The sequence below is a fragment of the Paenibacillus sp. FSL M8-0142 genome, assembly GCF_038597315.1.
GTDB classification, from domain to species: domain Bacteria; phylum Bacillota; class Bacilli; order Paenibacillales; family Paenibacillaceae; genus Paenibacillus_AQ; species Paenibacillus_AQ lactis.
This window is the reverse complement of record NZ_CP152008.1, coordinates 4,572,564-4,596,828: the sequence shown is the minus strand read 5'-3', so window position 1 is coordinate 4,596,828 and position 24,265 is coordinate 4,572,564. Positions and strand designations below refer to the sequence as shown.

17 protein-coding genes are annotated in these 24,265 nt (G+C 56.7%); all 17 read left to right on the top strand.

The window, feature by feature from the left end:
- Nucleotides 1–346: 346 nt before the first annotated feature.
- The 17 genes from addB (at nucleotide 347) to cdd (ending at nucleotide 24,161) form a co-directional block, all read left to right on the top strand.
- A complete protein-coding gene (gene addB, locus NSQ46_RS21220) occupies nucleotides 347–3,865 on the top strand; it encodes a helicase-exonuclease AddAB subunit AddB (RefSeq protein WP_210095255.1) in 3,519 nt (1,172 codons plus the stop codon).
- Nucleotides 3,855–8,051 (top strand): helicase-exonuclease AddAB subunit AddA, encoded by a 4,197-nt coding sequence (gene addA / locus NSQ46_RS21215; protein ID WP_342577012.1) that lies wholly within the window; start codon nucleotides 3,855–3,857, stop codon nucleotides 8,049–8,051. The genes addB and addA overlap by 11 nt, the downstream gene beginning before the upstream one ends.
- Before the next feature lie 326 nt (nucleotides 8,052–8,377).
- Nucleotides 8,378–9,559, top strand: coding sequence for an exonuclease SbcCD subunit D (locus tag NSQ46_RS21210; protein WP_144877932.1), 1,182 nt, complete (start codon nucleotides 8,378–8,380; stop codon nucleotides 9,557–9,559).
- Nucleotides 9,556–13,008, top strand: coding sequence for an AAA family ATPase (locus NSQ46_RS21205; RefSeq protein WP_342574590.1), 3,453 nt, complete (start codon nucleotides 9,556–9,558; stop codon nucleotides 13,006–13,008). Before NSQ46_RS21210 ends, NSQ46_RS21205 begins: the two co-directional genes overlap by 4 nt.
- A 288-nt stretch (nucleotides 13,009–13,296) precedes the next feature.
- Complete coding sequence (locus tag NSQ46_RS21200; RefSeq protein ID WP_028404330.1) at nucleotides 13,297–13,656, top strand: histidine triad nucleotide-binding protein; 360 nt, start codon at nucleotides 13,297–13,299, stop codon at nucleotides 13,654–13,656.
- Between the two features lie 181 nt (nucleotides 13,657–13,837).
- Nucleotides 13,838–14,011: a 30S ribosomal protein S21 gene (rpsU, locus tag NSQ46_RS21195; protein ID WP_005547957.1), complete on the top strand. Its 174-nt coding sequence runs from the start codon at nucleotides 13,838–13,840 to the stop codon at nucleotides 14,009–14,011.
- 16 nt (nucleotides 14,012–14,027) lie between these two features.
- The gene (locus NSQ46_RS21190; RefSeq protein WP_007129405.1) at nucleotides 14,028–14,468 is read left to right on the top strand and encodes a GatB/YqeY domain-containing protein; all 441 of its coding nucleotides are present in this window, start codon (nucleotides 14,028–14,030) and stop codon (nucleotides 14,466–14,468) included.
- Nucleotides 14,469–14,713: 245 nt separating this feature from the next.
- Complete coding sequence (locus NSQ46_RS21185; protein WP_342574589.1) at nucleotides 14,714–16,075, top strand: nodulation protein NfeD; 1,362 nt, start codon at nucleotides 14,714–14,716, stop codon at nucleotides 16,073–16,075.
- Nucleotides 16,076–16,182: 107 nt separating this feature from the next.
- Nucleotides 16,183–17,196, top strand: coding sequence for a flotillin-like protein FloA (gene floA / locus NSQ46_RS21180; RefSeq protein ID WP_007129408.1), 1,014 nt, complete (start codon nucleotides 16,183–16,185; stop codon nucleotides 17,194–17,196).
- Between the two features lie 18 nt (nucleotides 17,197–17,214).
- Nucleotides 17,215–17,796 carry a hypothetical protein gene (locus tag NSQ46_RS21175; protein WP_144867002.1) on the top strand — a complete coding sequence of 194 codons (582 nt, stop codon included), beginning with the start codon at nucleotides 17,215–17,217 and terminating at the stop codon, nucleotides 17,794–17,796.
- A gap of 271 nt (nucleotides 17,797–18,067) precedes the next feature.
- Nucleotides 18,068–18,361, top strand: a complete 294-nt coding sequence (yqfC, locus tag NSQ46_RS21170) for a sporulation protein YqfC (protein WP_007129410.1) — start codon at nucleotides 18,068–18,070, stop codon at nucleotides 18,359–18,361.
- Nucleotides 18,358–19,551, top strand: coding sequence for a sporulation protein YqfD (gene yqfD, locus NSQ46_RS21165; protein ID WP_342574584.1), 1,194 nt, complete (start codon nucleotides 18,358–18,360; stop codon nucleotides 19,549–19,551). Before yqfC ends, yqfD begins: the two co-directional genes overlap by 4 nt.
- A 6-nt stretch (nucleotides 19,552–19,557) precedes the next feature.
- Nucleotides 19,558–20,529 carry a PhoH family protein gene (locus NSQ46_RS21160; protein WP_342574583.1) on the top strand — a complete coding sequence of 324 codons (972 nt, stop codon included), beginning with the start codon at nucleotides 19,558–19,560 and terminating at the stop codon, nucleotides 20,527–20,529.
- 14 nt (nucleotides 20,530–20,543) lie between these two features.
- Nucleotides 20,544–22,850 (top strand): HDIG domain-containing metalloprotein, encoded by a 2,307-nt coding sequence (locus NSQ46_RS21155; protein WP_007129413.1) that lies wholly within the window; start codon nucleotides 20,544–20,546, stop codon nucleotides 22,848–22,850.
- 3 nt (nucleotides 22,851–22,853) lie between these two features.
- Entirely contained in the window at nucleotides 22,854–23,351 is a 498-nt protein-coding gene (gene ybeY, locus NSQ46_RS21150) for an rRNA maturation RNase YbeY (protein WP_007129414.1), read from the top strand.
- 83 nt (nucleotides 23,352–23,434) lie between these two features.
- The gene (locus NSQ46_RS21145) at nucleotides 23,435–23,734 is read left to right on the top strand and encodes a diacylglycerol kinase family protein (protein WP_245256107.1); all 300 of its coding nucleotides are present in this window, start codon (nucleotides 23,435–23,437) and stop codon (nucleotides 23,732–23,734) included.
- A gap of 19 nt (nucleotides 23,735–23,753) precedes the next feature.
- Nucleotides 23,754–24,161 (top strand): cytidine deaminase, encoded by a 408-nt coding sequence (gene cdd, locus NSQ46_RS21140; RefSeq protein WP_007129416.1) that lies wholly within the window; start codon nucleotides 23,754–23,756, stop codon nucleotides 24,159–24,161.
- Nucleotides 24,162–24,265 lie beyond the last annotated feature (104 nt).

Below are 24,265 nucleotides of genomic sequence, written 5' to 3'. Positions count from 1 at the left end.
TGTGCTGGAACAGGCTCTTTTGTCGTTGCCGTCTCCACTGGGAATACAATCCAAACGTATGTTCCTTCCGCCGCCGCTTATGCTATACTATTAATCAGCATCCTGGTGATAGATTCGCAAATTGCGAGGCGATGAACTGAAAACGAAAGGATGCAAGGTAAGGGGAAAAGAGTCTGTAAAAACCGGATTACATCATTCCCAATAAGACTGGAAACTCCAACAAATGTATACGAAATTTCAATAGATAGCAGGCGCGGATTCTCATGATGGAAGGCAGATTCATAGAACCATAGGAATTCCCCTGCATGTAAACTGTCGGAAAAGGCGAAGGAGGCTTGAGGCGAAGATGAGGATGCAATTTATAATCGGCCGGTCGGGCAGCGGAAAAAGCACGGCCATTCGTGAAGAGATGAGCCGGAGGCTGGAGGAATCGCCCCAGGGCAACCCGATGATATTGATCGTTCCCGAACAGGGATCGTTCGAGGCGGAGCATGCGCTGGTGAACACAGGAGGCATCAAGGGCATATTTAGGGCCCAGGTGCTCAGCCTGCGCCGCTTGGCTTACCGGGTCATGCAGGAGACCGGCGGAGCAGCCAAGGTGGCGATCAGCGAGGAAGGCAAGCGGATGCTGCTGTACAAAATCCTTCGCCGCCGCAAGGAGGAGCTGGAGCTATTCGGCCCTTCGGGCGAGCAGCTCGGTTTTGTCGGCAAGCTCAGCGAGCTGTATACCGAAATGAAGCGGTATTGCATCGACGCCGCTTGCGTGGAGGAACAGCTTGAGCTGCTGACTTCCCATACAGGGGGGCCTCCGATGCTTCAGCGTAAGCTGAAGGAAATCGCCCTTATCTTTCGGGATTACGAGCTGGAAATATCGAGACTCTATATGGACGAGGAGGACACGCTTGCGACGCTGGCCGAAAGCATTGCGGATTCGGACTATATTCGCCATGCGGATATTTGGATCGACGGCTTCCACGGCTTCACTCCCCAGGAATATCGAGTCATCCGCGAGCTGCTGGCCCATGCAAGACAGGTGACGATTGCGCTTACCTTGGACAAGCCTTATCCAACAGGGGGCATTCCCCATGAGCTGGACCTGTTCCATCCTACGGCTAGCACGTACATAAAGCTAAAAGGGATCGCGGACGAGCTGGGCGCGGATACCGAGCACCGCATGCTTGCGCCGGAAGTCCCTCCCCGTTTCAGTGAACGACCGGTGCTGGCCCATCTGGAGCGCGGCTATGACAGGAGAATGCGCTGGCGGGGAGAGGCGGGCACGCAAGCGGATGGCTTGCGGCTCTATGCAGCCGCCAATCGCCGCGCCGAAATCGAGGGAGCGATCCGGGAGATGCTCCGCCTGGCGCAGGAAGAAGGGGCCCGGTACCGGGATATGGCGGTATTCGTCCGCAACCTGGGCGATTATGAGCATCTGATCGGCCCGTTGTTCCGGGAGTATGGCATTCCGTATTTCCTTGATCAGAAACGGAGCGAGCTTCACCATCCGGTGGTGGAGTTTGTCCGCTCGGCTTTGGATGTCAGCTTGCGCCGCTGGCGGTACGAGGACGTCTTCCGCTGCGTCAAGACCGATCTTTTGCTCCCGCTTGACGGTTCATTGTCCCGGGAAGATATGGACCGCCTCGAGAATCACGTGCTGGCTTCAGGCATTCAGGGCTCCCGCTGGACGGATGGCCGCCCATGGAAGGGTGCGCCCAGCCTCTCGCTGGAGGAAGGGGAAACGAAAGCCCGCGGTACGGAAGAGCTGCAGCGTATTGAATATGCCAGGGCTGCCGTTGCGTCAGTCCTGCATCCATTTGAGAAGCGTCTGAAGAAGGCGGCAACCGCCCGCGAGCAATGTACGGCCGTCTTCCGCTTGTTGGAGGAAGCGGATGTGCCGGAGAAGCTGGAGCTTCTGAGCAGAGCGGCGCTTGAGGCCGGCCGTCCCGAAGAGGCGAGGGAGCACCGCCAGGTATGGGGGGCTGTGCTGGGACTGCTGGATCAGATCGTGGAGATGATGGGGGATGAAAAGCTCAGCACCGAGCTGTTCGCCGGTATATTGGATACCGGGCTCACGGAATTGAAGATGGCCCTCGTCCCGCCGTCGCTGGATCAGGTGCTGATCGGCAGCATGGATCGGACGCGGACGGGTGGCGTTAAATATGCGTTTTTGCTCGGGGTGAACGACGGAGTGCTCCCGGCGCAGTTTGAGGATGACGGGATATTGACGGAACAGGAGCGCAGCGGCCTGGCGGAGCGCGGATTGGAGCTTGCCCCGACCATATCGAGGAGGCTTCTGGACGAACGCTTCCTGATCTATAATGCTTTGACTACGGCCAGCATGCAGCTGTGGGTCAGCTATCCCGCCGCGGACGATGAGGGCAAGACGCTGCTCCCATCCGAGGTGATCCGCCATTTGAAGCTGATGTTTCAGATCGGCGAGGGGCCGCTCGCATCTCGGCCGCATGCCGGGCAATCCCCTGAGGAGCAGGCGGGATACGTGACCCGGCCCGGGAAGACGATCGCTTATTTGACCAGCCGGCTGCGGGATTGGCGAAACGGAGAGGAGCTCCCAGACCTCTGGTGGCATGCTTATAATTGGTTCGCCGGCCAGCCGGAATGGAAGACGCGGCTCGGCGTAATGCTGTCCTCTTTAACCTATCGCAATGAAGGGCGAAATCTGACGGAGAAGACAAGCCGGCGCCTGTACGGCGTAAGGCTTGCGACAAGCGTATCCCGGATGGAACGCTTCGTTGCGTGCCCGTTTTCGCATTTTGCGTCCCACGGATTGAAGCTGCGGGAACGGCAGCTTTACCGTCTGCAAGCTCCGGACATCGGCCAGCTGTTCCATGCAGCTTTAAGCCAGATGGCGGTGAAGTTTCAATCGGAGCATCGAAGCTGGGGCGACCTGACGGCCGAGGAGTGTTTGCGCGAAGCGGAACAGACCGTGGACCGGCTGGCTCCGATGCTTCAGGGCGAAATTTTGCTGAGCTCCAAACGCTACGGCTACATCTCGCGAAAGCTGAAGAATATTGTCGGCCGAGCTTCTGTCATTCTGGGCGAGCAGGCGCGCCGCGGCAAGTTCGAGCCGGTCGGCCTTGAGCTTGATTTCGGTCCCGGCAAGCCGCTGCCTCCCCTTACCTTTGAGCTGGATAACGGGGTGAAAATGGAGGTCGTAGGACGGATTGACCGGGTCGACATGGCCCGGGGCGAGCATGGCGTCATGCTTCGGGTGATTGACTACAAATCGAGCCAGAAGGATCTCCGTCTGCACGAGGTGTACTACGGACTATCCTTGCAGATGCTGACTTATCTGGACGTGCTGTTGACCTATGCGGAGCTGTGGATCGGGGAACAGGCGCTGCCGGCAGGCACGCTGTATTTCCACGTCCATGATCCGGTGCTGCAGTCGGCTAACGGCATGACGCCGGAGGCGGCAGCGGAGGAGCTGCTGAAGCGGTATAAGATGAAGGGGCTGCTGCTTGCAGACCGCGAAGCGGTATCCCTCATGGACTCTTATTTGGAAAAGGGTCATTCCGCGATTCTTCCGGTTGCCGTGAAGGCGGACGGCAGCTTCTACAGCAGCGCGGCCGTCGCAACCCCAGAACAGTGGGAGACGCTGTTAGCCGCGGTTCGCCGCAACATGACGACCATCGGTTCGCGAATTACCGGGGGAGATGTGGCGATCGAGCCGTACCGGATCCAGCAGGAAACAGCATGCACATACTGCGCCTATCGGCCGGTGTGCCAATTCGACGATACGATTGAGGGCAGTCAATATCAGCTGCTCGGCAAGCCGGGACGGGATCAAGTATGGGATCTGCTCGGACAAATGAAAGGAGAGGAAGCCGGTGGCAAACATGATGGCTAAGCCAGAGGGCAGCATGTGGAGCGACGATCAATGGAAAGCCATTGCGCGCTCCGGCGACGATATTCTGGTCGCGGCAGCGGCAGGCTCAGGCAAAACGGCGGTGCTCGTCGAACGGATCATTCGCAAAATCCTGGACGAGTCGTCGGGATTCAGCGTGGATCGCCTGCTTGTCGCGACCTTCACCAAAGCCGCCGCGGCTGAAATGCGGCAGCGGATCAGAGAGGCGCTGGAACGGGAGCTGGACCTGGATCCCGAGAATGAGCACATTCGGCGCCAGCTGGCTTTGCTCGGCAGGGCGTCCATCACGACCCTGCACTCCTTCTGTATGGAGGTCATCCGCCGATATTACCAGTTGATTCCGCTCGACCCCGGCTTCCGGATTTTGAATGAGCATGAAGCCGATCTGATGCGTCAGGAGCTGCTGGAGGAGCTGTTCGAAGAAAAGTACGGGGAATCGGAAGGTGAGCCCGGAAGCAACTTCATGCGGCTGGCCGACTGGTTCAGCGGCGAACGGACGGATGATGCGCTGTACCGGCTTGTTCAGCGGCTTTACGATTTTTCACGGAGCCATCCGTGGCCGGAGCGCTGGCTGCGGGATACGGCCGCCAGCTTCGAGGCGAAGGATACGGAACAGCTGGGCCGGACGCCGTGGGTGCACAGCATCCTGGCGGATGCCCGGCTCGCGTTAAGCGGAGCAGCCGGGCTGCTGGAGCAAGCGCGGGCGATTGCGCTTCAGCCGGGCGGACCGGCGGCGTACGCCGACAATTTGGAGGAAGACGCGGCGCTTGTCGGCTCCCTGCTTGAGGCGGTTCAACACTCTCCGTGGGAATCGCTGTACGAAACTTTCCGCGACGCCTCCTTCGGCAAGCTGAAATCGATCCGCAAGGCCGAGATCATTCCCGAGCTCCAGGAGCAGGTCAAGGAGCTGAGAGAGCAAGCGAAGAAAACCGTCAATGAGCTAAAGGGCGCCTTATTCGGCCGGCCGGCACGCGAATTTCTGCGGGAGCTCCAAACGGCCGCGCCGCTGATGAAGGAGCTTGCCGAGACGGTCATTCTCTTTGGCGAACGCTACCGCGAAGCGAAAGCGGCCAAAGGCATGGTCGATTTTAATGATCTGGAGCACTACTGCCTTCATATCTTGCGGCATCCCGATTCCGAACCGGGCCGCATGCTGCCTTCGGATGCTGCAATGGAATACAGGCAGCAATTCGACGAGGTGCTCCTGGACGAATACCAGGATACCAACAGCGTGCAGGAGGACATCGTCCGCCTCATTTCCCGCGAAGCGCCAGGGAACCGGTTTATGGTCGGCGACGTCAAGCAGAGCATTTACCGTTTCCGCCTCGCGGAGCCGGGACTGTTCCTGGATAAATACAAAAGCTACGGCGCAGGCGATGCCGGCGAGGAAACAAGCCTCGCGGGAATCCGGATCGATCTGGCCCGCAACTTCCGCAGCCGCATGGAGGTCGTGGATGCCGTGAACATGCTGTTCAGGCAGATCATGAACGAGTCCGTGGCTGAGATCGCCTATGATTCGCGGGCCGAGCTTGTTTGCGGCGCCTCGTTTCCGGAACAGGAAGGCGAGGGCGGCAGCCCTTATAAACCGGAGCTGCTGCTGATTGACCGAAGCGGAAGCAGCGCCGATCCGGAGAGCGGGGAGTCGGCTGATGACGACGAAAGCGCAGGTCTTGAGCTTGAGGCCGCCGAGATGGAGACGGCCCAGCTTGAAGCAAGGGCGATCATCGGCAGAATCCGCCAGATGATCGGGGAAACCGGCAAGCCGCTCATGATTTATGATAAATCGCTCAAATCGATGCGTCCGGTGGAGTATGGCGATATGGTCATCCTGCTTCGCTCGGCCATGATCTGGGCGCCTTTAATGATGGAAGAGCTCCGCCTGGCGGGCATTCCCGCCGTCGGAGAGCAGAATAAAGGATATTTTCAGGCAACGGAAGTCGAGATCATGCTCTCGCTGCTTGCGGTCATCGATAACCCCCGGCAGGACATCCCGCTCGCTTCCGTGCTGCGCTCGCCGCTGGTCGGATTGACCGAGGAGGAGCTGGCCCAGGTCCGCCTCTGCGCCAAAGGAACTTATTATGACGCGCTGAAGGCTGCCTGCGCGGTCCGCAGAACACCGTCCGCAGCGGCATCCCCGGCATCGGGGCTGGTGGACGGCGCATGGAGCCTGGGAGAGGAGCTGGAGGGGCTGGCCGAGGCGGCTGCCGGACATGAGCTCGTGACCGGGGTAAGCGCCCTAAATGCATCCGCTGATCCAGAAGCCGTGGCTGACATTTCTCCGGAGCTCGGCCTTAAGCTGGACCTGTTCATGGGACGGCTGCAGCGCTGGCGGGAGGAGGCTCGTCAGGGCGGGCTAAGCGACCTCATCTGGCGTATATACAGCGAGACAGGGTATTTGGACTGGATTTCCGGCCTTCCCGGAGGCAAGCAGCGCCAGGGGAATTTAACGGCATTGTATGACCGGGCGGTTCGGTATGAGCAGGATACCTCCTCGAGGGGATTGTTCCGCTTTCTGACCTTTATCTCCCGTCTGCGGGAGCGAGGCGGCGATCTGGGGGCAGCGAGCTCGGCAGAGAGTCATGGCAATGCGGTACGGCTGATGACGATCCATAAGAGCAAGGGACTGGAGTTCCCGGTCGTGTTCGTTGCCGGGGTGTCCAAAAATTTCAATCAGCAGGATTTGAACGCGCCTTTTCTGATGCACAAGGAGCTGGGCTTTGGTCCGAAATTCGTGGACGAAGACATGCGGGTCACCTATCCGACCCTGCCGAATCTGGCGATCCGACGCCGATCCCAGCTGGAGCTGCTGGCCGAAGAGATGCGGGTGCTGTATGTGGCCCTTACCCGTCCGAAGGAGAAAATGATTCTGGTCGGCACGGTGAAGGATTTGTCGAAACGGGCAGGGGCTTGGGCCCAGGCCGACAGCCATCCGGAGCTCCTGCTGCCCGACTACTTGCTGGCTAGAGGCCGGAGCTACTTGGATTGGATCGGTCCGGCGGTCATCCGCCACCCGTCCGCAGGCCAGCTTCGCGAGCTTGCAGGTTTGCCGGTGAACAGCGAAGGCGCTGCTCTGTCGAAGGATCCATCCGATTGGATCTTCGCCGTCGAGACGCCGGAGTCATTGCTGGAGCCGCCGGGCATCGTGATCGATGAAGAGGGGGATCGCGGACAGGAGCGTTTTGAACGGATGAAGGCCGTGCAGCGGCTTGAGCCGGTGCCGATCGAGGAGGCTGATGCAGATTCAGGCGGCAAAGATGCAGAAAGCCGGGAAGCCGTTAATCGAAAGCTGTCTTGGGTCTACCCTTATGAAGCCGTGAGCGGTATCTCGGCGAAGACGTCCGTCACGGAGATGAAAAAGCTGCTGGCGATGCAGGAAGAGCCGTCGCTCGACTTGGTTGAGGAGCGGGCGGTTAGGCGCGGCGCGCAGGAGGGGCTGTTTGCGGGCATTTCAGCGTATTCGCCGGATTCAGACCATAACGGCTATCCATCGGCCGCCTTTACTTTGAACCTTCGCCGCCCGAAATTTATGGAGGCGCAAAAGCTGACCCCTGCCGAACGCGGGACGGTCTATCATACATTGATGCAGCATCTGCCTCTTGGCAATTTCCAAGAAAGAGAGGCCGGAGCTGCGGATGTGGAAGCGCAAGAACCGACCGGCCGACGGCTTCACGAATCCGAAGCTCTGATCGCTGATCTGGTTCAGCGAAAGATTATTACTCCTGAGCAGGCTGCAGCCGTGGAACCATCCGATATCAGCCGCTTGTTTGAAAGCGAGGTGGGGCAGCAGCTGCTGGCAGCCGAGGAGGTATGGCGGGAGATGCCGTTTTCCTATGCGCTGCCTGCTGCGGATGCTTATCAGGGGCTTGCCTTTCTCGAGGAGCTGTCCCCGCAGGGCGCTTCGGACCGGCCGGATGTCCGGCTGCTCCAGGATGAGACGGTGCTGGTTCAAGGGGTCGTCGACTGCATGTTCCGCCGCGAAGGCAGGCTGGTGCTGCTTGATTACAAAACGGACCGGGTGCTGGAGCACCGGGGAGGCCTTCAGGCGCTTGCGGAACAGTACCGTTTTCAATTGGAGCTGTATGCGAAGGCGCTGGAGGATATTTTGGGCGAGCCTGTGCATGAGAAGTGGCTGTACTTTTTTGACGGGGGCCATGCGGTTAGGATATAAACTTTTTGGCGGCTATGCGGTTTCCTGAAATTCAGTCTACACGGCGTCAGCCCTTTCGGATATGGTCATGGTCCATGCACCGGTTGACCGAACGAAAGCGATACTGAGCCATTACTGATTGTTTGTTTTAAAATGTCGAAGGTGCTGGGGCTGCGCCGAGACTTATCTAGCGGTATCGGTCTGCGTATGATCGAGCCGAGCTTTGCACGGTGAAGGAATTATTTATTATTTTATAAAGCAATGATTTTATGGTTTGCTTAAGGGCTTTAAACCCTTTTGACGGTACCAAAAAAGAATGTTTATATCGGGGGAGGAGAGATGCAGCGATGCGCATTTTGCATACGGGGGACTGGCATCTGGGCAAGACGCTGGAGGGCCGGAGCCGGCTCGCGGAGCAGGAGCGGTTTCTGGAGGAGCTGGTTCAGCTTGCGGATGATCAACAGGCCGATCTGATTTTGATGGCCGGCGATGTGTATGATTCGGTCAATCCGCCCGCAGCGGCGGAGCAGCTGTTCTACGATGCGGCGGCGAGATTGACGGAAGGCGGCCGACCCATGGTCGTCATCGCCGGCAATCATGACCAGCCGGAGCGCGTATCTTCGATTACGCCGCTCGTATCGAACCGGGGGATCACGCTGATCGGCATGCCCGTCTCCGATGTTGTCACCACCGTGTCTGCACGAACAGGGGAAACCGCCAAAATCGCCGCTCTGCCCTATCCGTCGGAAGCGAGGCTCAATGAGCTGCTCGCCTTGGACGGGGATGAGGATCAGCTGCGCCGCGCATACAGCGAGCGGGTCGGCATGCTCATGAAGCGGTTGGCCCATGCGTTTACGCCGGGCACGGTAAACCTTGCGATGAGCCATATCTATGTGCTTGGCGGTGTGGAATGCGATTCGGAGCGTCCGATTCAAGTCGGCGGCGCATATACGGTCGATCCGTCGGCATTGGCCGTGGGAGCGTCCTATACCGCGCTCGGACATCTACACAGGGCCCAGGCTGTAAAAGGGGAAGGGTTGATCCGCTACAGCGGCTCACCGCTGGCCTACAGCTTCTCGGAAGCCGGGCAGGCGAAGTCCGTCACGATGATCGACGTTGCGCCCGGAGGCAGCCCTGTCATCGAGGAAGTGTTCCTTACGAGCGGCAGGCCTTTAGTCAGATGGAAAGCGAAGGGCGGGCTGGAGGAAGTGTACCGGTGGCTGGATGAGGACCGGGACGCCAATGCTTTCATCGATCTGGAAATTACGTTGACGGAGGCGATGGGGCTTGCGGATATTCAGCGTCTGCGCAAAAGCAGGGACGGTATCGTACATATCCGGCCGGTCTATCCGGAGATGGAGGCGCTGGAGCTTGAGATCGAGCGCTCGCGTATTCCGCTGCCCGATCTGTTCCGCAAGTTCTACCAGAGGCAGACCGGCGGGGCAGAACCGGAGGATCAACTGGTTCAGCTGTTTCTGGAGCTGGTCGAAGAGGAAGATCAGGATGCGGCGGAGGTGAGCGGCGCATGAAGCCGGTTTTGTTGAAGCTGTCGGGTCTGCAGAGCTACCGCAGCCCGCAGGAGATTAATTTTGAAGCGCTGTGCGAAATGGGGCTGTTCGGCATATTCGGCCCGACGGGCAGCGGGAAATCGACGCTGCTCGATGCCATCACGCTTGCCATGTACGGCAAGGTGGAGCGTGCGGTCAACGGCACGCAGGGCATCATGAATCATTCGGAGGACAGCTTGTTTGTGTCCTTTACGTTTGAGCTCAGCTCGCCGGCCGGGTCGGAGCGTTACCGGGTAGAACGGCGGTTTAAGCGGGTTAATGAGCTGTCGATCAGCAATACGGTCAGCCGGTTCATACACGTCACCGCAGACGGCGAACAGGTCATGGCGGACAAGCTGGCGGAAGTCACGCGCTGCGTTGAGGAAAAAATCGGCCTGAAAATGGATGACTTTACCCGCGCGGTCGTTCTGCCTCAAGGCAAGTTTGCGGAATTTCTGTCGCTGAAGGGAAGCGAGCGCAGACAAATGCTGCAGCGCCTGTTTCACCTTGAACGGTACGGCGATCAGCTTGCGATCAAGCTGAGTCGAAGGGTCAAGGAAACGGAAGGTGTTTTGAAATCCGTGGAGGCCGAGCAGCAGGGACTTGGAAGTGCAGGCAAGGAGGCGCTTGCGGAGGCAGAGCTGGCCCTGGAGCATGCCAAGAAGCACGCCGAGGCATCGAGACGGCGGCTTCAGTCGATCCAGGAGCGTCACGAGTCGCTGTCCAAGCTCCGGGAATTGGACTTGGAGCGACAGCGGCTTCAGAGCAAGCTGGATGAGCTTGCGGCGCATGAAGAAGAAATTTGGCTGCTTGAGCGCAAGCTGGAGCTGACCGGAGCGGCAGCGGCGGTGCTTCCTGCGCTTGAGGCCTGGCGCGAGACCGGCAGACAGTGGGAGCAGCGTCGGCGTACGGCCGAAGCGCAAGCGGCCCAGGCGGACGTTAGGCAAAAGACAGCCGCCCAGGCCGCCGAGGCTGATGAAGCGGCCCAGGCCGCGCTTGCGGCTGAAGAACCGAAGCTGCTGCAGCGTGAGGAGCAGCTGGGCCAGGCCGTTCTGCTGCAGCGGGAGCGGGATTCCCTGCGCGAAGAGCTGAAGAGGCTGGACGAGCTTCGGGCAGCGCTCCGGAAGGAGCTGGAGGAAGTGAATGCCCAGCTCCAGAAGGAGCAGGAGCTGCTTCTTCGCGGACGGAGCCGCAGGGATGAGCTTCAGGAGCAGCTGAAGGGGCTTGAGACGCGCTCTGGGGACCGGCAGGCGCTGCATGAAGCGATGCAGCAGCTTCAATCGCTGCGTGCCGTGGAGAAGCTGAAGGCCCAGGCCGGACAGGAACTGAAGGAGCAGGAGGGCTCCGAGCAGGAGCTGCGCCTGAAGCTGGCAGAATTAGAGTCTCAGGAGCAGGAGCTGCTGCAGCACCATGCTCGATTGGCAGGCCACGCTGATCATGTAAAGAGCAGCGCCGCTGAAGCTTCCGCAGCGGCAGAGCGTATCGCGGCGGCCGCATCCGCGCTGGGCAAGTCGATGGAGGGAGCCCGGCGCGAGAGGGAGCTTCATGCGCTGTCGCTCTCATTGGCTGCCGAGCTGCGGGAGGGCGAACCTTGTCCCGTATGCGGCAGCAAGGACCATCCCCATCCGGCCGCGCGGCCTGCTGAAGGCGAGGCTTCCGATGATGAGGCGATGGAGCAGCTGAATGATGTCATGCATCGAATTCAGGAGACTCGCATGCAATTAAGGCAGCAGCTGAGCGAGAGCGAGGCGCTGCTCCGGCAAATCGGTGCCGAAGCGGCAGCCCGTCAAGGGGGCGGGGCGGCCGCTTTGGAGGCCGTCCACGACGAGGCAGGCAGCAGCATGCTCGAAGCGGCTGTAGCCGCCGTGCCGGATACCCGCCCGCCGTATGACTTGATGCAGCTTGCAGAAGAGACCAAGCGGCTTGAGCAGGCAGCCGATTCACAAGCGGCTGCGATGGCGCAGTGCCGTAACGATGCTTCGAAGCTGCAGCAGCAGCTGCTGCAGTGCCGGCAAGAGCTGGCGAAGCAGGGGGCGGCCGTGGACAGCAGAGCCCTGTCCGTCCGGCAGCTTCGGGATAAGCTTGCCGGACTGGAAGCTGAAGCCGCCGAAATCGTCAAGGCGTGGTCCGGCACCCGCCCGGATTTGCCGCTTGAGGAGGCTGAAATCCGCTTCAAGCATATGCAGGCCAGCGATGCCGAAGCCGAGAAGATCAAGGAAGGGCTTGAGCGAAGCGTTCCGTTTCTGGAGCAGAAGCAGCAGGCCGTGCAAGAGCTCGAGGGCAAGCTGCGCGAGCTCGAGAAAAACCTCATTCTGGCGGACACCCAGCGGGAAGGCAAGGCGGAAGTGCTGAAGGAGAAAGAAGAGCGGCTGTCCGTATGGATCGGAGACCGCTCGGCCGAGGAGCTGATCCAGGAGTGCCGCTCCAGGCTGAAGCAGCTCAGAGAAGCCGCCGAGCAGGCCAGAATGCAGCGCCGGAAGACCGAGGAAGCGGCGCAGCAAGCCGCTAAAGAGGCAGCCATCGCCGAGCAGGCCGCCCGCTCGGCGGAGGAGCATCATGAGGCAGCGAAGCTGACTTGGGAGAAGCAGCTCGATGCTTCGCCGTTCGCGACGGAATCCGATGTTCGGGACGCTTGTCTGACTGGCGAAGAAATCGATCGGATCTCCGGAGCCGTCAAAGCGCATCGCGAGGGACAGCGGGAATGGACGGTCCGGCTCGGCGATGTTATGCAGAAGCTTGGAGCGAGCCCCTACAATGAGGAGGACTGGCAGCTGTGCAGCTCGGAGCTTGCGTCTGCCCGTTCGGCCGACGAGGAGGCCCTTCAGGCGAAAGCGAGGGCAGAGCGGGATCTGGAGGATCTTAGTAAGCGCCATATCCGCTATATGGAGCTTGAGGCCAAACGGGCAGAGCTCCAGAGCGAAAGCGACCGGCTGTCGAAGCTCCAGTCCTGTCTGCGCGGAAACGCATTTGTGGAGTATATTGCCGAGGAGCAGCTGATGCAGGTCAGCCAGGCGGCCTCCCAGCGGCTGCGGTATCTCACCAAACAGCGTTACTCGCTCGAGGTGGATTCCGGCGGCGGGTTTGTGATCCGGGACGATGCCAACGGCGGCGTCCGGCGTCCGGTCTCGACGCTGTCCGGCGGCGAAACGTTCCTCACCTCATTGGCCTTGGCCTTGGCGCTGTCGGCTCAGATTCAATTGAGAGGGCAGTATCCGCTGCAGTTCTTCTTCTTGGACGAAGGCTTCGGCACGCTTGATCCGGAGCTGCTGGAGACCGTTATTACAGCACTGGAGCGTCTGCATACCGATAAACTGACCGTCGGAATCATTAGCCACGTGCCGGAGCTTCGGGCCCGTCTTCCGCGTAAGCTGGTGGTACGGCCTGCGGAGCAGGCAGGCGAAGGCTCGCAAATCCTAATCGAATCTATGTAAATTTCAGGCTGCAGAAGGATTCTTTCAATGTGACGGGGATCACAGATACAGCTATATGGCACTGTTATAATACAGTCAAGCCGACATGCAATAGAAGCACCTGACAGTGCTAATGCCTTCCAGCGGGCACGCTCTTCCCTTCCCCTGGGAGGCTTGGCCTGCCATGCCGGACTTTTCGTCCTTGGCGGGTGCTTCTCTTTTTTTATCATAAAAGGCGGCATAATGGACGAATCCCCCCTTTTCTTATATGATGGGAGCATGAGACTCTATGAAAGGGGTAATGATGTGATGGATTGTATTTTCTGCAAAATCGTAAATGGAGATCTCCCTTCCACCAAGGTGCTTGAGAACGATAAGGTGCTGGTATTCCAAAATATCAATCCGGAGGCGCCGGTCCATGTGCTCATCATTCCGAAGAAGCATATCTCCTCGATGAACGATGTTCAGGAGGAGGATTTGGCCCTGATCGGCGAGATGCACCGCGCTGCGCAAGAGGCTGCCGCCCAGCTCGGCATCGCCGAGAGCGGATACCGCCTAATCAACAATTGCGGCCCAAACGGAGAACAGACGGTGTTTCACCTGCATTACCATTTGATGGGTGGCAAACGGCTGGGTGCGTTGACAGGAATCTCGCCATCGCATACATAACGGCTGGACCAGCCGATACACTGCAGCTTCGCGGCATTTTAAGCCGGCGGGGCTGCTTTTGCTTGCCTGACTTTTTTTAGTTGCCGTCAAGGTTGACACCATATTTCCGTTTGCCCTATAATGAAGTTTGATGAACCGTGTTATTGCTCTTGGACGGTCTGGTCGGAGGGAGGGAAAACTGGTGTCTGAAACTAAAGTTCGCAAAAACGAGACAATTGATGCTGCACTTCGTCGCTTCAAGCGTTCCATCGCTAAAGATGGCGTATTGGCTGAAGTGAAGAAACGCAAGCATTATGAAAAGCCAAGCGTAAAGCGCAAGAAAAAGTCCGAGGCTGCTCGTAAGAGAAAGTTTTAGGAGGATCTGAACTAGCATGAATCTTAGCGAACGATTGAACGAAGATATGAAGCAAGCGATGAAGAGTAAGGACAAGTTCAAACTCTCTACGATTCGGATGGTTCGTTCGACGATAAAAAATCTTGAAATAGATTTGAAAAGAAGTTTGGATGACAACGAAGTGCTTGATATTTTAAGTCGTGAAATCAAACAGCGAAAAGATGCCCTCCAAGAATTTGAAAAAGCGGGACGCGACGATCTTGCCGCCGATGCGAAAGCAGAAATTGAGCTCCTAAGCGCCTACCTCCCGGAACAGCTTACTGAAGAAGAAATTAAAGTCATTGTACAGCAGACCATCCAGGAAACCGGTGCTTCTTCAAAAGCCGAGATGGGTAAAGTAATGAGCGCTCTCATGCCGAAGGTTAAAGGGCGTGCGGACGGAAAGCTTGTCAATCAAGTTGTTCAACAATTTCTGTAACAACATAAGTGAAACACCCCTTGATTTCAGGGGGTGTTTTTTCTTGTTTTCGGGCTTGTTGAGCGAAGCGTGATGGAATATTGCGGTCAGGGTATACTTTCTTGAAACGAAATCGCGGCTGATCCGTAAATATAACCATAGGAGAGTGACTTGATACATATGCTTATGCAGGAAGGTCATCCTCTCCTTCATGTCGAAGACAGAAGAAGGATGTCCGTATAAGTCGAAGAGAAAGGAGGAATACGATGAAAATCATGAATGGGCTGCGCCAAAGGATCGCGATGACGGCCGCTGCCGTTATTTTGTTCATAACCGCCTTGATGTGGGTGTTCCCGTCACAGCCGGCTTCGGGAGCCAACACCGGCTCGGTGTACGTAATACCGGTCAAACAGCCGATTGAACGCGGCTTGACCAGCTTTATGGAACGCGGCTTCAAGGAAGCCGAGAAGATGAAGGCCGGGCTCATTATCCTTGAGATCGATACGCCGGGCGGACTTGTTGATCAGGCGGGGGAAATCGCCAAGCTGATGAAAGAGAGTAACATGCCGATCGTAGCCTTCGTTACGGGCGAGGCGGCTTCGGCAGGAAGCTACATTGCCCTTAACGCCGACAAGATTGCCATGGCGCCGGGAACCATGATCGGAGCCGCAGCGATGGTGGACGGCAGCGGCAAACCGATTGAGGATGCCAAGCTCGTGTCCTGGTGGAAGACGACGATGGCCAGTGCGGCTGAAGCCGGCGGCCGGAACAAGGAGATCGCCATGGGGATGGCGGATGTCAACATCCAGGTGGAGATGCCGGAGATCGGCCGGACGAAGGGACCGGGGGAAATCATCTCGTTAACCAACGAGGAAGCGTTAAAGACGGGGTATGCGGATACGATCGCTAACAGCACAGAGGAAGTGATTACCTGGATGGACTTTTCCACCCAGGATGTGTTCCGGATGGAGCCTACGTTTTCTGAGAAGCTGGCGACGTTTCTGACGCATCCCGGCGTCATGACGCTGCTCTTGTTCATCGGTATTGCGGGCGTCATTATTGAGGTGCTTGTGCCGGGCTTCGGTGTTCCGGGCATTCTTGGCATCGCCGCCTTCGTGCTGTATTTCTTCGGGAACTACGTGGCCGGCTTTGCAGGCTGGGAGACATGGCTCTTATTTATTATCGGAATTCTGATGCTGGCGATGGAGCTGTTCGTTCCGAGCTTCGGCATACTTGGGATCATCGGCTCGATCAGTCTGATAACCGGTGTGGTCCGGGCTGCGTACAGCACCTCGCATGTCGCGTTGTCTCTTGGAATCGCGGTGGCGTCAGCATTAGTCACCATCGTGGTTGTGGCCCTGGTGTTCAAGGAGCGGGGAATATGGCGAAAGTTCATCCTGAACGACAGCTTGACGAAAGAGCAGGGCTATATTCCGAATGAGGACAGGGACAGCCTGATAGGTCTTATCGGAACAGCTATAACGCCACTCCGTCCGGCCGGTACGATGGAGCTGGAAGGAAGACGGCTGGATGTCGTCACGCTCGGAGGGTATATTGAATCCGGCAGCCGGGTCCGCGTGGTGAAGACCGATGGAACGCGGATAGTCGTCGAGGAAGAAAAAGGGTGAAGCTTCATCAGGAAATGTGTAGTATGGGATAGAGAAGTGAAGTTAAGCTTGGTTAACAGCAGTACCTGATTACATTCGTTATTCAAAAGATGGAGGGTGAAGTAACAATGGATTTGGATGGTTCCTTGGTGACAATTTTGCTGATCGCGGTCGTTGCGATCATCGCACTTAGCGTGTTTTTCAGCTTCTTCCCGCTGATGCTCTGGATTTCGGCGCTCGCTTCCGGCGTGCGCATCGGAATCATTACGCTCGTGGCCATGCGGCTGCGGCGCGTAACGCCTAGCCGGATCGTCAATCCGCTGATCAAGGCGACAAAGGCAGGGCTGGGACTGAATATTAACCAGCTCGAGAGCCACTATCTGGCAGGCGGTAACGTAGACCGCGTCGTCAATGCGCTGATCGCTGCACAGCGGGCGAATATTCCGCTTGAATTTGAACGGGCGGCAGCGATTGACCTTGCCGGCCGGGACGTTCTTCAGGCCGTGCAGATGAGCGTTAATCCGCGTGTCATCGAGACGCCGGTTGTTGCTGCCGTAGCAAGAGACGGCATCGAGGTTAAGGTAAAAGCCCGGGTAACCGTTCGCGCGAATATTGACCGCCTCGTCGGGGGTGCCGGTGAAGAAACGATCATTGCCCGTGTAGGTGAAGGGATTGTTACCACGGTAGGTTCCAGTAACTCCCATAAGGACGTCCTGGAGAATCCGGATTTGATCTCCAGAACCGTTCTCGCGAAAGGGCTTGATGCCGGAACGGCGTTTGAAATTCTGTCGATCGATATCGCCGACGTCGATGTAGGCAAGAACATCGGGGCCTACCTGCAGACCGAGCAGGCGGAAGCCGACAAGCGCATCGCTCAGGCCAAAGCGGAAGAGCGCCGTGCGATGGCGGTAGCGCAAGAGCAGGAGATGAAGGCTCGCGTCGTCGAAATGAGAGCGCGGGTTGTCGAATCCGAATCCCAGGTTCCGCTTGCAATGGCTGAAGCGCTTCGCAGCGGCCAGCTCGGGGTGATGGATTACATGAACCTGAAGAACCTTGAGGCCGATACGCAGATGAGAGGCTCGATCGGCAAGATGGGCGATAATACAGGCAACCCGGGAGACAATCCGAACAATAACAAATGATGATGAGGTGAGCCTATAGTGGGCTGGTTAATCGAGAATTTTTATATCGTAGTTGTTATAGGCTTCTTCATCATTTCCGCTCTGGGAAGGCGTGGCAAGAATGCGGGGGAGAAGGGGCAGCCCCGCATGCCGTCGTTCGGCGGCGACGGTCATCGTCAAGGCCGGGGGCCGCAGCAGCCGGAGCTCCGCAGAACGCAAGGGGGAAGGCCACAGCCCTTTCCGCAGGCTGAGCACCCTGCCCCCGTTCAGCAAAGTGCCGGTTCGGATTTTAACGATGAAGAGGAGCTGAACACCGGAAACGGGTATTCGCTGGAGCATGAGGAGCTGAACCGATCGCCCAGCTACCAGGAGATGGAGCGGAAGCCGGACAGCATGGATCACCGGATGGCGATGATGGAGTCGGATTTGGACCGGATCCATGCGCAGTTGAACCGGATGACGGTCGATATTCCGGAAACGGTCGTTAAGCTCACCGAAGAGGACCATGGACCGGAACGTCGAAGCCATTCGAATATGGCGGAGCAGGCTCGAAACGGCATCGTGTGGTCCGAAATTTTGGGGCCGCCCCGTTCCAGACGCCCATTAAATTATCGCCGTTAAGAGACCATATTTGAGAGTTTGCAGGCTATGAACAATGGCCCTGCATTTGGTGACCGCAGCGAATGGAAGTAAGGGTTCATTCCCGCTGGGTCTACACCACATACCAAGAGGCTGTACCAGGTCAATCGACTTTGGTACAGCCTCTTTTTCTATTGGGTTATACGCTCCGCCCCTTATCTGAACAAATCTTCGCAGGTTTCTGGCTGTACATTTCATAAATCAGGATTCCGGGGCATATGGTGTACAGTACAGGAAGGGGGAAAGTCTCCATATGTCCCGCATCAGCCGCAAGCTGCAGAAATGGACCCAAGAAATGCTTGATTTGCCACAGGACCTGTTGTTTGATTTACCGCGGTTGACCCTGATCGGCAATAAAGAGCTTCATATTGAAAACCATCGAGGAGTTCGGCATTTCTCCGAGAAGCGGCTTGTGCTGTCCCTAACACAGGGCTCCTTGGAGATATCGGGGTCGGATCTCGCGATTCAGGCCATTCAAAGTCAAGAAGTGACCATTATTGGTACAATCCATCATATTCAATACATAGGAACGGAGGAGAAAGCGTGAACATCCCAACCATGATCCAGCTTCGAGGCTATTTGACGCTCACCGTGCGCGGTGAGCATGTGGAAGCATTCATCAATTCCGTAGTGGACGCGGGGATCCCGGTGTGGGATGTGATACCGACCGGGACGCAGTCTGCGGAGTTTAAACTGCTGCTTAAAGACTTTAAGGGCCTTCGTCCCTTCTTGAAACGGACAGGCTGCCGGACGCGGATCAAGGAGCGCAGCGGCTATCCTTTCAAACTGAGGCGCTTGTGGAAACGCAAAGCGTTCGTTCTCGGGATAGTATTGTTTTTTGCTATTTTGACCGCCCTCTCCTCCATGGTATGGAACATTGAGGTAGAAGGAAATGAGAGCATTGCTACGGAAGACATTCTGGATGCCGCCAAGCAGGAAGGAATCTACCCGTATCAATGGATTTTCAAGCTGCAATCGATGGACAAGCTGTCCGGCAGCCTGGCATCCAGACTCGACGGCGTGTCCTGGGTCGGCGTGGAGCGGAATGGGACACGGATCCGGATCCAGGTCGTTGAGGCCTCCGTTCCTAAGAAGCCGCCTTTGCAAAGCCCGAGGCATCTAATCAGTACGCAGGATGCGGTCATCACTTATATCTACGCGGAAAAGGGGCTGCCCAAGGTCCAGATCAACAGCCGCGTGAAGAAAGGCGACGTTTTGATCTCCGGCATTTTAGGCGATGAGGAAAATTCGGAGATGATCGTTGCCAAAGGCGAGGTTAAAGGACTGGTCTGGCATGAGTACGATATCGAGGTTCCGCTCGTCAAAACAAGGAAGGTGTATACGGGCGAGGGCAAGAAACGGTCTTATCTCGTTCTCGGCGACCGTGCCGTCCAGCTGTGGGGATACGGGGACGTGCCTTACTCGCAGCAGGAAATGCTCACCTATTATGATCCTCTCACCTGGCGATCACGTGCGCTCCCGTTTGGATGGATGACCGAGAAGATCATGGAGGTCACCGAGGTTCAGCATACGATTACGGAGGAGGAAGCCAAAAAAGAAGGAATAGAGGGCGCAAGACGCGATATTTTAGCGAAATACGGCACCGATTCCCGATTTGTGAGCCAAAAAATTTTGCATGAGAAGAAAGAGAATGGTAAAGTTTATATGAAAGTGCTTTTCGAGGTGGAAGAGACCATCGCGAAAGAACTTCCCATAGTATACAATCAAGGAGAATGAGACTATTTGCCACAGCAAACGACCAGCATTCAAATTTTATTACAAAGTGCGTCAGAAGGCTTGGCCTTATTCGGACCGCAAGATGCCTTCCTGAAATTGATCGAAGCGGAAATCCCTGCCACCATCGATTCGCGGGAAGCCGTCATTACGATCCGCGGAGAACACCGCAGCGTCGAGCGTCTTCAGCAGCTGTTCGAAGTGCTGCTAGAGCTCATCCGCAACGGGTATACTTTGACCGAACGGGATATTCTGTACGCCGTAGAGCTGGCCAAGGATATGCGAGCGGATCAGCTGCTTGATCTGTTCAAGGGTGAAATTACGTCAACATACAGAGGCAAGCCGATTCGCGTCAAGACGATCGGACAGAAGTATTACGTGACAACGATCAAGAAACGGGATGTCGTATTCGGTATCGGTCCTGCGGGGACGGGGAAGACCTACTTGGCGGTTGTGCTGGCTGTTGCTGCACTTAAAGAAGGCTCTGTGAAACGGATCGTCCTTACGAGACCGGCGGTTGAAGCCGGAGAGAACCTGGGCTTTCTGCCCGGAGATCTGCAAGAGAAGGTAGACCCTTATCTCAGACCGCTGTACGATGCATTATATGATGTTATGGGTCCCGAGCAAGTCGCGAAGGCGCTTGAACGGGGACTGATCGAAATCGCGCCTCTCGCCTACATGCGCGGGCGGACGCTGGATGACTCGTTTATTATTTTAGACGAAGCGCAGAATACCACGCCGGAGCAGATGAAGATGTTCCTGACGCGGCTTGGCTTCGGATCCAAGATGGTCATTACCGGAGATGTGACGCAGATTGACCTGCCGCGCGGCAAAAAATCCGGGCTGATCGAAGCGAAAGCCATTTTAAGCGGAATTGAGGAAATCGGATTCGTTTATTTTGCTGAGCAGGATGTTGTACGGCACTCTTTAGTACAAAAAATCATCGTTGCCTATGATCAAGCTGCAGAAAACCAAGATTAAAGGGGATTGTCGATATGGCCTCCAAAGAACCATCGACGGACAAGTCCATATGGGGCAGGCACAGCGGTTGGAAATATAGCGTGGCAACACGCTATATTCTGTTTTTGCTGCTTGCGCTGCTCTTTTATATCAGTCTAGCATCGAAGCTGGTGCCTGAACGCTATGACATTCAGGTCAATACGAAAAGCGAGAAGAATATCGTCGCTCCCGTCCAAATCGAGGACAGCAAAGCGACGCTGAAGGCGCAGGAGCAGGCGGCCGAGCGGGTTCAGACGATTTATACCAACCTCAATGTGAGGAACGACGTTCTGGTGACGCAGATCCTGGACCGGATTGAGCGACTGAACCAGGATGTGGATATCTCGACCCAGGAGAAGGTCAATATCTATCGCGAGGAAATCCCTCGCAGGATTGACGAGTTCGTCCAAAATTTCGTATCCGCCAATCGGGACAATGAAGGTTACTCCAACGAGCTGCTGGAGGAAATGCTGCGCGTCATCGACCAGCAGACCTACCGGATCCCGGAGGAAACTTATATCAAAATACCTAGATTAAGCGCCGAGGACATCAATGCGATGAAGCCGGTAGCCCGCGATATCGTCTCCAAGCTGACCATGAACGAAATCGTGGACGCGCAGACGGCCCGGGCGCGGGTTGCGGAAATGGTGAGCACGAGCTCGCTGGATGATCGCGTTGCCAGAGAGGTCGTTCAGGAACTGGCCCGGGCAACGATAACGGCCAACAAATTCAGGGATGAGGAAGCGACCAAGGAAGCACGCGTCGAGGAACGCGAGAATACGCCGCCTGTGTTCATTAAGCAAGGAGATATTCTCGTTAAGAAAGGGCAGGTCATTACGCCGGAGATGTATGAGCTGCTTGGAAAGAATGGTTTGCTCAAGGATGATGTAAACTATTGGCCTGAGCTCGGCGTGCTGCTGCTGTCCGTTTTATTATCGCTCGGGATCCTGATGTTCATCCGCCAGTCGAATGCCGGGAAGTTTAAATACAATAACTCCCAGCTGCTTATGCTCGTGCTGATCTATGTGATCACGCTTATTACGATGCACTTGACATCCATTTTGCAAAGCGACTCGCGGATTTATGTCGGGTACCTGGCTCCTGTAGCCATCGGTGCGATTCTGGTGACGCTGCTTCTGGAAATGTCGCTTGCCTATTTCAGCGTCATTATATTCAGCATCATGGCCAGCGTCATCCTGAATGTCCAGGGTGAAATGTTCGACTTCCAGTTCGGGCTGTTCGCCGCAGTGACGTCATGCGTGGCCATCTTCTCGATTCACCGTGCGAGCCAGCGCTCCACCATGCTGAAGGGCGGGATTATGGCCTCCTTGTTCGGCGCATTGATCGTATTGATCATGCTGCTGATCGACGACGATTCCTGGACGACGACGGAAACGCTCTATGCGATCGGGTTTGCGATTGCCGGAGGCCTGCTTACAGCCGTTCTGGTGATCGGGCTGATGCCATTCTTCGAGGTTACGTTCGGCATCTTGTCGGCTTTGAAGCTCGTGGAATTATCGAACCCGAACCATCCTCTGCTGCGCAAGCTGCTGACGGAGACGCCGGGAACGTATCACCACAGCGTAATGGTCGGCAATCTGTCGGAGGCCGCTGCCGAAGCGATCGGCGCCAACGGCTTGCTGTGCCGCGTGGGATCCTATTACCATGATATCGGGAAGACGAAGCGGCCAATCTACTTCATCGAGAACCAGAACAATATGGAGAACCCGCATGATTCCATCGAGCCGAAGCTCAGCAAGTCCATCATTGTGGCTCACGCTAGGGATGGGGTTGAAATGCTGAAGGAGTACAAGCTGCCGAAGCCGATTCGGGATATCGCCGAGCAGCATCATGGTACGACCTTCCTCCATTATTTTTACCATAAAGCCATCCGACAGGCTGAGGAGCAGGGGATCGAGCCTGATTTTACGGAAGACGATTTCAGGTATCACGGTCCGAAAGCCCAGTCCAAGGAGGCAGCGATCGTCGGCATCGCCGACAGTGTGGAGGCGGCGGTCCGCTCCCTCCGCAAGCCGACCGTGGAGCAGGTTGAATCGATGATCGAGAAGATCATTAAGGGTCGATTGGATGACCATCAGTTTAACGACTGCGACCTGACGATGAAAGAGCTTGATACCATTGCGAAAACCTTGAAGGAAACGGTCATGGGGATATTCCACTCACGCATCGAGTATCCGGAGGAGGTCAAGCGGCCGAAGCCTGATTCGAGCGCGTCTTCGGGAGATTCGACCAAGCATGCAGATTCATCCGCGCCTGAAGCGGATCAGAGAAGGAGCGTTTAAGGAATGAGCCTTGAGCTTGTATGGAATAATGAACAAGAGCAATTTGAGATTACGGAGGAGCTCATCGCTTTGCTTGAAACGATCCTGCAGAAGGCCGGTGAGGCCGAAGGGATCGAGGGCGGAGAGGTGGACCTGACCTTTGTCGATGATGAAGCCATCCACGAATTAAACCGGGAATATCGCGGGATCGACCGTCCAACCGACGTATTGTCCTTCGCCATGCATGAAGTCACGAATGATGAGCTGGAGATCATTTATGAGCTGGAGGAAGGCGAAGAGCTTGGGAACGTCCCGGACGTGCTGGGGGACATCATTATCTCGGTCCCGCGTGCGAAGCTGCAGAGTGAAGAGTACGGCCACTCGCTTGAGCGCGAGATCGGATTTCTATTCGTCCATGGTTTCCTGCATTTGCTCGGCTATGATCATCAGGACGAGGCGAGCGAGGCTGAGATGATGGGCAAGCAGGAGGCCGTCCTAGCCGAAGTGGGTCTGACGAGATAGTGAAGCCGTACAGATCTACTTTGCTTAGAGCTTTTGGTTACGCGATGACGGGCATATGGACCGCCGTACAGCGTGAACGAAATATGAAGATTCACATTGCTGCTGCCGTGAGTTGCTTCATCGCAGCAGCTTTGCTGCAGTTGGACAAAATCAGCTGGCTGTTTCTAATATCCGCCGTTGCGGCTGTGTTCATTGCGGAGCTGGTGAATACGGCGGTCGAAGCCGTTATTGATCTCGTATCCCCGGCGGAGCATCCGCTTGCCCGGGTGGCGAAGGATACGGCTGCGGGTGCATCGCTGGTTGCTGCGATATATGCTGCGGCTGTCGGCATCCTCATTTTTTGGGAACCGCTCATGCAGTGGGTTAGGTCCATAACAGGCTGACGAAAGGGAGGAATTCGGTATGGATACAGGGTTATTGATGCAGGAAGCGATTAAGGCGCGCACACGGGCTTACATACCTTACTCGAAATTTGGTGTAGGCGCTGCTCTCTTGGATACGGGCGGGAAGGTACACCATGGCTGCAACGTGGAGAATGCTGCCTACGGGCCGACCAACTGCGCCGAACGAACCGCACTCTTCCGCGCGATTGCCGACGGACATGAGCCGGGAAGCTTCAAGGCGATTGCGATCGTCGCCGACACCGAAGGACCCTGCACGCCGTGCGGGGTATGCCGGCAGGTGCTGGTAGAGCTGTGCAAGCCGGATATGACGGTCATTTTGGGGAATATGAAGGGAGACATTCGCGAAACGACGGTAAGCGAGCTGCTTCCCGGCGCGTTTGGCCCTTGGGATCTGAACAAGGAATAATCTTCGCACAAGTTCAGACTGAAAATTAGGTTATCATGAGCGACGTTAAGGCGGATGAAGGACCGGCAAGCTGACGTGTCACCCACGGCCATTGCGGCCAAGAC

Bases quoted from the DNA above. Each gene is read 5' to 3' on its own strand.
- NSQ46_RS21155 (WP_007129413.1), top strand. From the start codon at position 20,544: ATGGCCTCCAAAGAACCATCGACGGACAAGTCCATATGGGGCAGGCAC.
- floA (WP_007129408.1), top strand. From the start codon at position 16,183: ATGGATTTGGATGGTTCCTTGGTGACAATTTTGCTGATCGCGGTCGTT.
- NSQ46_RS21205 (WP_342574590.1), top strand. From the start codon at position 9,556: ATGAAGCCGGTTTTGTTGAAGCTGTCGGGTCTGCAGAGCTACCGCAGC.
- ybeY (WP_007129414.1), top strand. From the start codon at position 22,854: ATGAGCCTTGAGCTTGTATGGAATAATGAACAAGAGCAATTTGAGATT.
- addB (WP_210095255.1), top strand. From the start codon at position 347: ATGAGGATGCAATTTATAATCGGCCGGTCGGGCAGCGGAAAAAGCACG.
- NSQ46_RS21210 (WP_144877932.1), top strand. From the start codon at position 8,378: ATGCGCATTTTGCATACGGGGGACTGGCATCTGGGCAAGACGCTGGAG.
- yqfC (WP_007129410.1), top strand. From the start codon at position 18,068: ATGTCCCGCATCAGCCGCAAGCTGCAGAAATGGACCCAAGAAATGCTT.
- addA (WP_342577012.1), top strand. From the start codon at position 3,855: ATGATGGCTAAGCCAGAGGGCAGCATGTGGAGCGACGATCAATGGAAA.
- NSQ46_RS21145 (WP_245256107.1), top strand. From the start codon at position 23,435: ATGAAGATTCACATTGCTGCTGCCGTGAGTTGCTTCATCGCAGCAGCT.
- NSQ46_RS21190 (WP_007129405.1), top strand. From the start codon at position 14,028: ATGAATCTTAGCGAACGATTGAACGAAGATATGAAGCAAGCGATGAAG.
- NSQ46_RS21185 (WP_342574589.1), top strand. From the start codon at position 14,714: ATGAAAATCATGAATGGGCTGCGCCAAAGGATCGCGATGACGGCCGCT.
- cdd (WP_007129416.1), top strand. From the start codon at position 23,754: ATGGATACAGGGTTATTGATGCAGGAAGCGATTAAGGCGCGCACACGG.
- NSQ46_RS21200 (WP_028404330.1), top strand. From the start codon at position 13,297: ATGGATTGTATTTTCTGCAAAATCGTAAATGGAGATCTCCCTTCCACC.